Origin of the sequence: Streptomyces sp. SID1328 (genome assembly GCF_009865595.1) — a bacterium.
In the GTDB taxonomy this organism is placed as follows: domain Bacteria; phylum Actinomycetota; class Actinomycetes; order Streptomycetales; family Streptomycetaceae; genus Streptomyces; species Streptomyces griseoluteus.
In genome coordinates, this window is sequence record NZ_WWKH01000603.1 from 1 (window position 1) to 13,009 (window position 13,009).

12 protein-coding genes are annotated in these 13,009 nt (G+C 68.8%); 8 read left to right on the plus strand and 4 right to left on the minus strand.

Features of this window, described 5'->3' with window-relative positions; all coding sequences use genetic code 11:
- On the plus strand, positions 1-534 hold a 534-nt coding region (locus GT030_RS19180), incomplete at its 5' end, for an alpha-glucosidase C-terminal domain-containing protein (protein WP_161202140.1).
- A gap of 26 nt (positions 535-560) precedes the next feature.
- Positions 561-1,928, plus strand: a complete 1,368-nt coding sequence (locus GT030_RS19185; protein WP_237522666.1) for a hypothetical protein — start codon at positions 561-563, stop codon at positions 1,926-1,928.
- 77 nt (positions 1,929-2,005) lie between these two features.
- Here the strand turns inward: GT030_RS19185 and GT030_RS19190 are convergent, their stop codons facing one another.
- Positions 2,006-2,434 (minus strand): nuclear transport factor 2 family protein, encoded by a 429-nt coding sequence (locus GT030_RS19190; RefSeq protein ID WP_161202142.1) that lies wholly within the window; start codon positions 2,432-2,434, stop codon positions 2,006-2,008.
- A gap of 64 nt (positions 2,435-2,498) precedes the next feature.
- Entirely contained in the window at positions 2,499-3,395 is an 897-nt protein-coding gene (locus GT030_RS19195) for an aldo/keto reductase (protein WP_161202143.1), read from the minus strand.
- A 321-nt stretch (positions 3,396-3,716) separates the two neighbouring features.
- Between GT030_RS19195 and GT030_RS19200 the strand changes: the two genes are divergently transcribed.
- Genes GT030_RS19200 through GT030_RS19210 form a run of 3 tightly spaced genes read left to right on the plus strand, consistent with a single transcriptional unit; the run spans position 3,717 to position 6,783 of the window.
- On the plus strand, positions 3,717-5,159 hold the full coding sequence (locus GT030_RS19200) for an ankyrin repeat domain-containing protein (protein ID WP_161202144.1): 1,443 nt from the start codon (positions 3,717-3,719) through the stop codon (positions 5,157-5,159).
- A 37-nt stretch (positions 5,160-5,196) separates the two neighbouring features.
- Complete coding sequence (locus GT030_RS19205) at positions 5,197-6,147, plus strand: NADP-dependent oxidoreductase (RefSeq protein WP_237522661.1); 951 nt, start codon at positions 5,197-5,199, stop codon at positions 6,145-6,147.
- Between the two features lie 12 nt (positions 6,148-6,159).
- Positions 6,160-6,783: a tautomerase family protein gene (locus GT030_RS19210; RefSeq protein WP_161202145.1), complete on the plus strand. Its 624-nt coding sequence runs from the start codon at positions 6,160-6,162 to the stop codon at positions 6,781-6,783.
- 53 nt (positions 6,784-6,836) lie between these two features.
- On the opposite strand, the gene GT030_RS19215 is transcribed toward GT030_RS19210, so the two are convergent.
- Together GT030_RS19215 and GT030_RS19220 are read right to left on the minus strand one after the other, a co-directional pair.
- Positions 6,837-7,274: a nuclear transport factor 2 family protein gene (locus GT030_RS19215; RefSeq protein WP_161202146.1), complete on the minus strand. Its 438-nt coding sequence runs from the start codon at positions 7,272-7,274 to the stop codon at positions 6,837-6,839.
- 297 nt (positions 7,275-7,571) lie between these two features.
- Positions 7,572-9,017: an MFS transporter gene (locus tag GT030_RS19220; protein ID WP_161202147.1), complete on the minus strand. Its 1,446-nt coding sequence runs from the start codon at positions 9,015-9,017 to the stop codon at positions 7,572-7,574.
- A gap of 328 nt (positions 9,018-9,345) precedes the next feature.
- On the opposite strand from GT030_RS19220, the gene GT030_RS19225 reads away from it, so the two are divergent.
- Genes GT030_RS19225 through GT030_RS19235 form a run of 3 tightly spaced genes read left to right on the plus strand, consistent with a single transcriptional unit; the run spans position 9,346 to position 12,936 of the window.
- Entirely contained in the window at positions 9,346-9,654 is a 309-nt protein-coding gene (locus GT030_RS19225) for a muconolactone Delta-isomerase family protein (RefSeq protein WP_161202148.1), read from the plus strand.
- A gap of 39 nt (positions 9,655-9,693) precedes the next feature.
- On the plus strand, positions 9,694-10,386 hold the full coding sequence (locus GT030_RS19230; protein WP_161202149.1) for an EthD family reductase: 693 nt from the start codon (positions 9,694-9,696) through the stop codon (positions 10,384-10,386).
- 54 nt (positions 10,387-10,440) lie between these two features.
- Positions 10,441-12,936 (plus strand): sugar phosphate nucleotidyltransferase, encoded by a 2,496-nt coding sequence (locus GT030_RS19235; RefSeq protein ID WP_161202150.1) that lies wholly within the window; start codon positions 10,441-10,443, stop codon positions 12,934-12,936.
- Positions 12,937-13,009 lie beyond the last annotated feature (73 nt).

Genomic DNA, 13,009 nt, shown 5'->3' on the forward strand with positions numbered 1-13,009 from the left:
GACGAGATCGGCATGGGCGACAACATCTGGCTAAACGACCGCGATGCGGTGCGTACCCCCATGCAGTGGTCGCCGGATCGCAATGCGGGATTCTCCCTGGCGGACCCAGGTCGACTGCGCCTGCCCGTCAACATGGACGCCGTCTACGGCTACCAGTCCGTCAACGTGGAAGCGCAGACGAAAACGCCGGCATCGCTGCTGCACTGGACCCGCCGGATGCTCGCCGTCCGCCGAGCCCATCCCGCCTTCGGGCTGGGCACCTACCGAGAACTGGCCACCTCCAACGACAAGGTGCTCGCCTATGTGCGTGAGCACATGGCGGAGGACGGCACGCGGGACACGGTGATATGCGTCAACAACCTCGCGGCCTCACCACAGCCGGTCTCGCTGCGCCTGCCCGCGGCACCCGGCACGACACCGGTCGAGCTGACGGGCGGCACCCTGTTCCCTCCCGTGGACGACACGCACTACCGGCTGACGCTGTCGGGTCATGGCACCTACTGGCTGGCCCTCCCCTCCGAGGAGGACCGGTGACCACGTGCCCTCCGTCCGTCGCGGTGATGTTGCGTTCGCCCGAGCTCTGCCGAGGCCTTGCGGCATGGCTGCCAAAGCAGCGGTGGTTCGCGAGTACAAAGACCTCATTGCCCGGGGTGAGCGTGCAGGAAGTGCACCAGTTCGCTGGCACCGCCCCCGGAGCGTGGCCCGCCGGCGCCTTCGTCCTCGTCCGCGCCGGGAACAGCGGCACCAAAGAGACCTACCTCGTCCCGCTGGGGGTGAATGAGGCCGAAGACGCCCCGTGCGACAGCGGAGTGGTAGCACGTGTCGGCGCCCTCGCCGTCTACGACGCGCTCGACGACCCGGTTCTGGTCAATGCCCTGATCCGGCACACCATGGAGGGCAATGCCATGGAGGGCGTGCGCTACCTTCCCGAAACACAGGTCACCGCTCCCCTCTGGGCGGACCTGGCGGTCCGGCCGCTCGGTGCGGAACAGAGCAACAGCTCCGTCATCGCGGGAGAGGAGTACATCCTCAAGCTGTTCCGACGCCCGAGGTCCGGCCCCAGCCCCGATTTGACGGTGCACCGGCTGCTGCGCGACGCCGGCTCCCCGCACGTCACACCGTTGCTGGGAGCGGTGGAAAACGCGGGAACGGGCGCCACCTTCGCCACCTTGCAGAGGTACCTGCCGGACGCGGCGGACGGTTGGGCGCTGGCGGTGGCGGGGGCGGCGCAGGGATGCGGCGGCCCCGCGCACCGGGACTTCCCGGAGCAGGTGCGACACCTCGGCGCGGCGGTCGCGTCCGTCCACCACGACCTGGCCAGCTCGGGCGGCGAAGTCGTCATGGAGGCCGCCCACTACCGGCAGATGTCCGAGGGGTTCCTGCGGCGGCTGGAACGGGCGCTGGAGCAGTGCGCGCAACTAAAACCCCTGGCGACGCCTCTGCGGGAGATCTTCACGTCGGTCGCGGCACTGCGCCCCCACGAGACCCGGGTCGCCCATCCGATCCACGGTGACCTGCACCTGGGGCAGACCTTGTGGACCGGTGCCGGATGGCTGCTGCTTGACTTCGAGGGTGAGCCGCTGGCGGACCCCGCGGAACGGGTCGGCCACCACTCCCCCTTGCGAGACGTGGCCGGCATGCTCCGGTCCTTCGACTACGCCGCCCATCAGCCCGGCGCGGCCGGACAGCCGGAGCCTGACGGGGCGGCGCGGAACAACGGTGCCCGGGGCTGGGCACACCGGCTCCGGCGGGAATTCCTGCGCGGCTACGCCGCCGGCCAGCCGCTCGACCCCGAACTGCGGACGCTGTTACGGGCCTTCGAACTGGACAAGGCCGTGTACGAGGTGCTCTACGAGATCCGGCACCGGCCGCTCTGGGCGTGGATACCCCTGACGGCGTTGGAGCGGGAACTAGTGGCGCCAGGTTAGACCGCGCGGAGCCCGCGGTCGCTGGTGCGCGGTGTCCGGCGCCGGCGACCGCGGGCTCCGCGGCGTCGAAGGGAGGCTTAGGCCAGGCGGTCCGGGAGCGACGCGAGGCTGAAGTTGGACCACACGAAAGAGTCCATCTGGTGCTGGTCGCCGCTGAGGTTGATGACGCGGTCCACCTTGCCGTCGGAGCCGAAGTGCCAGACGAGGGCCCAGGTGGTGTCGACCTTGCCGACGCCTTCGGTGGACCAGCCGCGGTGCACGTCGACGACATATTCCTCGTTGGCGCCCAGGAAGAGCGGCTCGGCCTGGAAGCCGGTCTTGCCGAGCTGCTCGAAGAAGGAACGCACCTCGGAGATGCCTCGCTTGGTGCCGGCCAGCGGGTGGTGGCCGGGAATCGTCCACTCGATGTCCTGGGACAGCACCTGGGCGATGCCGTCCACATCATTGGCTGCGTACGCGGTGAAGAAGCGCTCCACGGCTTCGATCTTGGGGTCCTTGGTGCTCACTGTTCCTCCATGAGGATGTCGATCGGAGTGAAGGTCGGGTTCAGGGCCGTGCGGCCGGGTCGGTTCAAACGGCTTTGGCCAGCCGGGCGATCTGGTCCGGTGTCAAGCGGACGTCCGCCGCCCCCTGGTTCTCCTCGAGGTGGGCGAGCGACCTCGTCCCCGGGATCGGCAGGATGTTCGGTGACCGGTGCAGCAGCCAGGCGAGAGCGACCTGTCCCGGTGTCGCACCGGTCTCGTAGGCGATCTCGGCAAGCGGCCCGGTAGAACCGGCGTGGGTGCCGATCGCCAGCGGGAAGTAGGCGAGGAAGGCGATGCCCCTGGCGGCGCAGTACTCGACGACGGACTCGTTGTCACGGTCCGCGACGTTGTAACGGCTCTGGACCGCAGCGATGGGCGCGGAGCGCGCGGCCTCCCCGAGCTCCTCGATCGTCACCTCGCTGAGCCCGATGTGCCGCACCTTTCCCTCCTCCCGCAGTTCGCCGAGTGCGCCGATCTGCTCGGCGAGCGGCACATGGGGATCGATACGGTGCAGGAACAGGAGGTCCAGGTGGTCTTTCCTGAGCCGGCGAAGGCTCAGTTCCGCCTGTTGTTTCAGGTACTCCGGCCGCCCGAGGGGGATCCACTCGTGTGGCGAGGGACGGACGATGCCCGTCTTGGTGGACAGAACCGTACCGGCTCGGTAGGGGAAGAGTGCGGAGGCGATCAGTTTCTCGTTGGCGCCCACACCGTAGGAGTCGGCCGTGTCGATGAGGTCGACACCGAGTTCCACCGCCCGTCGCAGCACGGCCTGGGCGTTCTCGGGATCGTCGGGGCCCGACCAGATCAATGACTCGCTGCTGGGTCCCGTTCCCTCGGCGAGCCGCATGGCCCCGAATCCGAGCCGGGAGACAGTGAGACTTCCTCCGATCGAGAACGTGCGCGCGGCAGGGGCGCCGGACAGCTCCGTGGGCATCTCTTCCATGCGCCCGACTGTAGGACGCCTCCAGGAGGAGGCCGAATCATCGCGGAGACTTCGCCAAGTCGTCGCGGCTCATGGGCGTAGCGGGATGAGGGAGCCCGGCCAACAAAGTCAACTTCCGCATGTAGGAGAGCGCTTTCGCCGGACATTGGGCATGAGGGCGCATCGCTGCCTAGCCTCGGATTTGTCAGCGGCCCTTTGGTTCCCCCCTCCGCGAGACGCCTACGGCCCCGCAGACGACTCCGTCGCCGGCCCGCACCGGACGGGTGGAATTCCCCTTCCCCTTCTCTCCCACGGCCCCGGTCGTGCTTTCGGAGGTTTCCCATGCACAGTGAGCAGACGCGTGCCATTCTCACGGAGTGGTTCGAGGCGATCGGCCGGGGCGACGGCGAGCAGATCATCGCCGCGCTTTCCCCCTCCATCGTCTTCGAACTTCCGAAGGACGAGTGGAACGCGGTGATCGGCTATCTCGGCACACACGTCGGACGCACTGCTGTCGCCGAGGCATTCCGTGTCCGCGCCGAGAACACCGAGGTACTCCAGTACGAGCTCCGGGAGCTCGTGGTGGAGGGCGGGACCGCCTATGCGCGCATCTACACCAAGGCCCGGCACACCCGCACTCTGGTGCCCTTCGAGATTGAGGACAGCCACCGGCTGGAACTCGACGAGCAGGGCCGGATCGCCCGCTGGAAGGTCTGGTTCGACCCCAACGGGGAGGTGGCGGCGTTTACCGCCGACCGGGATGTCCGCCTGCTCGCCGCGGTGCGGGAGGGATCCCTGGAGGAGACCCGCAGCCTGCTGGAGATCGGTGCGGCCCCCGATTACCGCGATCCGGCCTCTGGGCTGACCGTTCTCCAGACGGCCGCCGGACTCGGCCGCGCGGACCTGGTGCGCGCGCTGGTCGAGGCGGGCGGCGACGTGTTCACCACCGACGACCGGGCCGGGGGCACAGCCCTGCACAAGGCGGTGCAGGGGGGCGACCTGGCGACGGTGGCAGTGCTGGTGGAGGCGGGGAGTTTCGTCGATGCCGTGGCCCCCACCACCGGGCACACCCCGCTAATGGACGCACTCTGGTACAAGTGGCCCGACATAGTGGGCTACCTGCTCGCGCAGAACGCGAGTCTCGGGCTGTCCACGCACTACGGGTTCTCGATGCGGGAGCACTTCGAGTACGAGTTGAACGTCAATACGCGCGGCAAGGAGAAGCTTCTCGAGGCCGAGCGACTGTTGAAGAAGCGTACCGAGGACGATGAACGCCGCGCCGCCGAGCACGTCCTACTCTCCGCGGTGAACGCGGGCGACACCCATACCGTCCGGGGTCTGCTGCGCGAAGGCGCCGAGGTCGACCTGCGCTTCCCGGTCGTCAACGGCTTCAACGACGCGCACACCGCGCTGCTCGTCGCCGCTCGGGACGGTCACACCGAGATGGTTCGCGTACTGCTCGCCGGTGGCGCTGACGTCAACGCCACCGAGCCGACCTTCGGCGCGGTCCCGCTGCACAAGGCCGTCTACAACGGCCACGCCGACATCACCCGTCTCCTCGTCGAAGCCGATGGCGTCGATTTGGACTTCCAGGGCGCCACGAACGGCTACACCCCGCTCCACGACGCCCTGTGGCACGGATACGAGGACTGCGCCGACGTGCTGATCGAGGCGGGGGCCCGGCTGGATCTGGTCGGTCACGACGGGAAGACCCCGCGCGACATCGCGGTCGACTCCTTCGGTCCGGATCACCGCCTGGTCAAGGTCCTGGACCAGCGTTCCTGACCTGCCCAGGCAGACGGTAGAAAGGGAGAGGAACACCATGGCCACAACCATGCGAGCGGTACGCCAGCACACGTTCGGAGGCCCGCAGGTGCTGCGGATCGACCAAGCCCCCCGGCCGAAGCCGCTGTGGACGGAGGCGCTCGTGCGGGTCCACGCCGCCGGCGTCAACCCGGTGGACGGCAAGACCCGCGAGGGCGGCGGCATCTCTTCGGCGCAGGGCGGCCTGCCGATGACCCTGGGCTGGGACGTCTCAGGGGTGGTGGAGGAGGTCGGCTCCGGCGTCACCCGTTTCGCCCCGGGCGACGAGGTGTACGGAATGGTGAATTTCCCGCGCGTCGGCGCGGGTTACGCGGAGTACGTGACCGTGGACTCCGGCCAGCTCTGCCGCAAGCCGGAGTCGCTGGACCACACGGAGGCCGCCGCGCTGCCGCTGGCGGCCCTGACGGCCTGGCAGAGTTTGGTCCACGTAGGCGGCGCCGGTCCCGGCTCCAGGGTGCTGGTGCACGGCGCCGCCGGTGGGCTGGGGCACCTGGCGGTGCAGATCGCCCGCGCGCGGGGCGCCGCGTACCTGTATGGCACGGTGCGTGGGGACGCTTCGGCTCTGCGGGCCATGGGGCTGGACGAGCCGATCGATTACACCCGGGCCCGCTTCGAGAACGCCGCGCACGACGTGGACGTGGTGATCGACACGGTGGGCGGGGACTACGGCCTGCGCTCGCTGGACACCATGCGTCCCGGCGGTGTGCTCATCTCGCTGCCGGAGCCGCCGGAACCGCAGGCCGTGCGCGAGGCGGAGCGGCGCGGCCTGCGCGCGGTGTCGCTGACCGTCGAGGCCGACCGCAGCGACCTGGAGTCCCTTACCACGTTGGTCGACGCGGGAGCGCTGCGGCCAGTGCTGGCCGAGGTGCTGCCGCTCGAACAGGCCGCGAAAGCGCACGAACTGATCGAGTCCGGTCACGTCCACGGCAAGATCGTCCTGACGGTCTGAGAGGGGAACATCATGCCGATCATCCGCGTCAGCCTGCTCGAGGGCTGGACCATGGAGCAGAAGGCGCAGGTCGCACAGGAGCTGACTGAGTCCCTGGTCTCCGTGCTCGGCGAGGTCTCCCGTCCCTACATCTACGCCGTGGTGGACGAGATGCAGGCCGGCGCTGTCGCCTTCGGTGGGAACGTCATCACCGACGAGATGAACCGGGAGGCCCTGGCCACCTCCGCGCTCCAGCACCAGAAGGTGGTCAACACCCGGCGGACCGAGGAGGCTTACGCCGCGCTGGCCAGCGGGGACCGGCAGCTCATAGGCCAGTACTGGGACGATGACGTGACCTGGTCGGTGCCCGGCAGACATCCGCTGGCGGGCGTCAAGAAGGGCATCGGAGAGTTGCTCTCCTTCCGCGCCGCTCAGGAACGGCTCACCGGCGGCACCTTGCGGGCCGAACGCGAACGCCCGCTGGTCGACGGCGCGACGGTGGTGGTGCGCTTACGGGAGGCGGCAGTGCGTGGGACGGGCCGCAGCCTGGCAGTGGACGCGCTGCACATCCTGGAATGGGCGGACGGGCGCATCGTCTCCGGCCGCGAAGCGTTCGCCGGCACCGCGGCAGCGGAGAACGACGCCTTCTGGAGCTGACCGGTTCGTGAGATATGGGGGGCGCCGCCGCACGGCGGCGCCCCTCAGCCAATTCAGGTCCGGGAAGGGTCCCGCAGAGGCACCGGGTTGAAGTACTCCACAAAGCGGCGGATGCGTCCGGCGGCATCGAACTCGAAGATGCCGACGTTCTCGTTGCGGTACGTTCCTCCGTCGGCGAGTTCGCCGTGCGGGAACCAGCGGACGAGGAACCGGCCCGGCTCCAGCAAGGGATGGATCTCCGTGGCCGGGTAGCGGAGCCGGACGTACTTGGCGGCCTCGGCCATGTAGTGGCGGTGCAGCGCCTCGCGGCCGCGAAGGGTGCGCGCGGACGGCTCGGCGGCATAGGGGGCGGACACCTCGCAGTCAAAGGCCCACAGCTCGATCCACGTGTCGATGTCGAGTGCCTCCAGCATCCGGAAGTAGTCGGTGAGTACGCCGTTGTTGCGGGCCCGTATCTCCTCGTCGGCGTCAGCGACGGAGTTCTGCATCATCATTCCTCTCCTCGTGCGGGTCTTCGGTGCCCCATGGCTGCGGTCGGCGTGCGCGGCGCCCTGGCAGGAAGCCGCCTGGAGCCTCTGGCGGGCGAGAGCGGTCGGCCCAGCCAACCAGCGTCCGGCGGGACGGTCACCGGATCGCCGCGCACGCGTGGACACTGTGGCGAGTCGCACGGGTCGCGCGGCGCGGGACTGGCGCGTCACAGCCGGGATGGGGTGCGGCCCCGCCCGGACAATCGGGCGGGGCCGTGCGAACGGGGCCGGTGCCGTAACTCGTGCGGTGCTACCGGGACATCAGTTGGCCATCGCCACGGGGCGGCGCAGGCAGACCAGCGCCAGCACCGCGCCAGCGAGGCAGACGATCCCCGCGGTCAGCATGGCCGCGTGCAGGCCGCCGAGCGTGGCCAGAGTGGATGTCGTCGTGGGCGCCAGGGCCTTGCTGCGCGCGGTGACGATTGCGGCGAGAGCGGCGGTGCCGATGGCGCCCAGAAACTGCGGCAACTGCGACAGTCCGCCGGCGATACCCTGCTCGTCGTCTGGCAGGCCCGACGTGATGGTGGTGATGAAAGAGACCACGGTCAGCACGTGCCCGAAGCCCATCGCGCCGGAAGTGACCAGAAGCAGCACCAGACCACCGTGTTCCGGGAGGAAGACCATCAGCGCCGTGCCGACGCCCTGTACGAGCAGACCGGTGGAGATGGTCGCCACCTTGCCGAAGCGCTCGATGATCCGGGCGGCGAACATGCCGGCGACGAGGGCGGTCAGCCCCTCCGCGAGGAATCCGGCACCGGTCGCAAGCGCCGAGTAGCCCAGTACGTCCTGCATGTAGAGGGAGAGCAGAACGGACGACCCGCCGCACATGCCCAGAGTGATGAAGCCGAGCAGTACGCTCCACTTGACGGTCGCCCTGTTCAGTATGGCCAGGGGGATCAGCGGGTCCGGGTGCCGCCGTTCCACGAGCAGGAACGCCGACAGCGCAACCACGGCGAGGACGAGTGAACCCGCGGTGGACGCACTGCCCCAGCCGGCCTGGGCACCAGTGGAGATGGCGTAGACCAGGGCAAACAGACCGACGGTTGCCAGGACGGCGCCCGGGGCGTCCAGGCGGGCTCGGGACCGTACATCGGTTCGGGGCAGCAGGGCGAGGGCACCGGCCAGCACCAGGACACCGATGATCACGAGGATCAGCATGGTCCAACGCCAACTGAGGCCGCTGGTGATCACTCCCCCGCCGAGCGTGCCGATGACGAAGCCGAGGGACAGTACGGCGCCGTTGATACCGAGAGCCCTCGTGCGGCGCGGGCCTTCGGGGAAGACGGTCGTCATCAACGCGATCGCTGTGGGAGCGATCATTGAGGCGGCCACCCCCTGCCCCACACGTGCGGCGATCAGCGTCGCCGGCCCGATCGCGAGCCCGGCGAGCAGTGAGAACACCGCGAAGAGGGCAACACCCGCCGTGAACAGCCGGTGGCGCCCGACCAGGTCGGACACCCGGCTGAACAGCGGCAGCAGGCTCGCCGTCGGCAGCAGGCACGCGGTTGACACCCACTGGAGCGACCCGGTGTCGGCGAAGTGCAGATTCCGGCCGATCTCGGGTAAGGCGACGGTCACCACCGAGTAGTCCAACCCCGTCATGAAGGTAGCGCCGCAGAGGGTCAGCAGGGCCAGCCAGCCCCTGGCTCCGAGGCGGTCCGTCGTCGCCTCTCCGTATGACGCGTGCTGTGTACTGGTTACCGCCATCGGAACGCCTCTCACACGGAAATGTCGGGCCTCCTCGGCCCCGCAGAACAGGGCTCCAGGGTGGCGCGGACCGACGGCACTACCCAGCCTCCTGCTGGGGGTACACCTGGCAGATGCAGGCTCCGGGCAGGTCTCTGTGTCAGCGGACGGCGCCCTGTCGAACTGTCGCTGCCGAACTGCTCGAAACCCACTGCGTCAACTTGCCAATAAATACCCGGGTCTTACCTCTTTCCTTTTCCATCGGGCATCCGGTGCGGTTACATCGACAGGGCCAGGGCGGGTCAATTTGAGTATCCCGCCGACTCCGCGACCGGACCGGTGATTTCTCATGCTTTTCTATGTCCAGATGAAGTGGAAGCACGAAGGCCGTATCACACTCGATGAACTGTGGGAGGTCGAGCAGGAAGAGGCCGAGCACGCGCAGGAGACCGTGGACTCGGGCTTCTGCGTGGGAATCTGGAAGGTCGCGGCGCAGAAGCGGGTCATCGCCATCATCGACTCCCCGGACGCCGAGGAACTCGACCGGACCGCACTCGGCCGGCTCCCCATGCGCGAATATCTCGAATTCGAGGAGGTGTGGCCGCTGCGCGACTATCTCGGATTTGCTGACGACGTGAAGCTTCGTTACCGCGTCTGACCGCGCGGCGCTTCCATCGACCCAGGGAGAGGTACAACAATGATTCATCAGCTTATTTTCGCCGCCCCCAAGCCCGGCATGACCGAGGAGGAGTTCCACCGCTACTGGGTGGAGGAACACGCGGTCCGTTTCGCGAGCAAGATCCCCCAGATCAGGAAGTACGCCGTCGACACGACGCTCGACGTGGACGGCGCGGGCGAGCCGCTGTGGAGTGGCATCGCGGAGATCTGGCTGCAGAACGAGGAGGAGCAACTCGCCTCCCTGCAGACAACGGAGTTCCTGCAGGGCGCGCGGCTCGACGAACCCAACTGGGCCGCATTCTGGCGCACAGTCGTGCTGGACACCGACACCGAGGTCGTCGTTCCGGGAGAGCCGGAGGACACCGTGCAGCCCGGCGTCAAGCTCGTGATGCTGGCGAAGCGGCGCGAGGGCATGAGCCGCGAGGAGTTCCGGCGGCACAACCGCACCTCCCACGCCCCGCTGGCGGCTCGAATCCCAGGCCTCACCCGCTACTACCAGTCGTTCACCCGGGACTCCTGGTACGGCATCAGCGAGCCGCCCTTCGACGCCGCCTATCACCTGTGGTTCGACAGCCCCACCATCCTCGAAGCGGCGCTGAAGTCAGCCCAGTTCGCGGCAGTCGAGGCCGACTTCAAGGACTTCGTCAACGAGCAGTACCTGCACACCATGGCCGTCCGGGAGCACTGGGTTCTCGGCCCCGAACCGCGCTGACCGTCCCCGCCCAGTCTGTGAGCGAGCCCGTACCCGACCGAGGAGTCCCACGTCGTGAAAGCCGTCGTGATGGCCGGCGGCGAAGGCACTCGCCTTCGCCCCATGACCTCCAACCTCCCCAAGCCCCTGCTGCCGGTGGGCGACCGTCCCGTCATGGAGCATGTGCTCCATCTGTTGAAAAGTCATGGGATAGACGATGTCGTGGTCACCGTGCAGTTCCTCGCCACATTGATCGAGAACCATTTCGGTGACGGCGCGGAGCTGGGTGTGCGGCTCGCTTATGCCCACGAAGACCGTCCCCTGGGCACGGCCGGAAGTGTCAAGAACGCCCAAGAGCTTCTAGACGACGACACGTTCCTGGTCGTCTCGGGGGACGCGCTGACGGACATCGACCTGACCCAGGCGATCCGGTTCCACCGGGAGAAGGGAGCGCTGGTGACGGTGTGCCTGACCCGGGTCCCTGACCCCCTGGAGTTCGGAATCACGGTCCTGGATGGCGAGGGCCGGGTCGAACGCTTTCTGGAGAAGCCCACCTGGGGCCAGGTGTTCACGGACACCGTCAACACAGGCATCTACATCATGGAACCCGGCGTGCTGGAGCACGTGGCCGGTGGCGAACCGGTCGACTGGTCCGGGGATGTCTTCCCCGAGCTCCTGGCAGGGGGCTACCCGGTGTACGGGTATGTCGCCGAGGGCTATTGGGAGGACATCGGCAGCCACGACAGCTACGCCGCCGCGCAGGCCGACCTCCTCGACGGCAAGGTGCGCACCGGGCTGTCCGGCTTCGACCTGGCGCCGGGGATCCGGGTGGGCGAGGGCGCCGAAGTCCACCCCGAGGCCGTGCTCACCGCGCCCGTCTACATCGGTCCGCATTCCAGTGTCGAGGCCAAGGCCGAGGTCGGCCCGCACACCGTCGTCGGCCGCGGGAGCATCGTCGGCGCACGTGCGGTCGTGGAACGGAGCACCCTCCACGAGAACGTCTACGTCGGTCCTGGCGCGCTGCTGACAGCTAGTGTGCTCGGCCGGTACAGCGCGGTGATGGCGGGGGCCCGGCTGGAACCGTCCGTCGTCGTGGGGGACCACAGCATCGTCGGTAGGAACGCGATCGTCGCGAGCGGCGTGCGGATCTATCCCTCCAAGACCATCGACGAGGCCGCTCGTGTCCACTCGTCCGTGGTGTGGGAGAACCGTGCCCAGGCATCGCTGTTCGGTCCCCGGGGTGTCGGCGGAATCCTTAACGTCGATGTGACCCCCGAGCTCGCCGTCCGGCTCTCCGCCGCGTACGCCAGCACGTTACCGAAGGGCGACACGGTCGTCCTGGGCAGCGATCACTCCCGCGGCGCCCGCGCTCTGGCGCAGTGCGTCGCCTCCTCCCTGCAGACCGGCGCGGTGAACGTCCGGGATCTGCGCAGCACGGCGCTGCCCGTGCTGCGCCAGCAGAGCCTGCTGACCGCCTCGAACGGCGTCTATGTGCGCACGGCCCCCGGCGAACCCGATTCCGTCGAGATCCTCTTCGTCGACTCCGCCGGCGCGGACCTGTCCGAGGCGGCGCAGCGCTCACTCGACCGGGTCTATGCCCGCCAGGACTATCGCCGGGCCTTTCCCGGGGAGATCGGCTCTCGCACGCATCCAGCCGAGACCGTCGAGACCTACGCCGAGGCGCTTGCCGGGATGGGCGGCAGCGCGTTCCCGGCCGCCGGGCTCAAAGTCGTCGTCGACGCCGGACACGGGGCGGCTGCCCGCGTGTTGCCGGCACTGCTCGGCCGGCTCGGCGTCGAGGCGCTGGTCGTCAACACCTGTATCGAGGACAGCAGGCCGACCGAGACAGCGGAGACACGCGCGGAGGAGCTGACCCGGCTCGGTGAGCTCGTCGTCTCCTCCAGGGCGGCCCTCGGTGTCCGCTTCGACCCCGTCGGCGAGCGCCTGACCCTGGTGAACGACCTGGGCGAGTGCGTGGACGGCGCGCGCTCCGCGCTGATCCATCTGGAGCTCGCGGCCCGGTGGCACGGCGGCGGGGTCGTCGTCCTGCCGGTGAACATGTCACGCTCGGCGCAGGAGGTAGCCGCACGCCACGGCGCTACCGTCCGCTGGACGGGTACCTCCTGGTCCGCCCTGACGGGGGCCGCCGCCGATCCTGCCGTCATCCTCGCCGCCGACGGCGCGGGCGGTTTCGTCGTGCCGGGCACGGGTGTCCCGTTCGATGCCTCGGCGGCCTTCACCGACCTGGTCCGCTGCCTGGCCGGTGTGCCCGAGTCCCTGAGCCGCATCGAGTCCGGCCTCCCCGACAACAACGTGCTGTGCCGGCAGGTCGCCACTCCGTGGTCGGCCAAGGGCGCTGTCATGCGGGGCGTGGCCGAGTCGCTCGGCGAAAGGGTGCTGGACACCACGTCCGACGGCGTGCGCATCGTGGAACCCGACGGCAGCTGGGCCCTCGTCCAGCCGGACGCATCGCGTGCGGTGACCAGGATTTGGGCGGAGGGAGCGACGCTCGACGCTTCCCGGCGTCTGCTCGACCAGTGGGCCGTGCGCGTCGGAGCGGCGACCGTCTGAGAACCGGACAAGGAACGACCCGATCCTGCCTGCACCTGTCAGGTGCAGGCAGGATCGGTGCGCGACAAGGCAT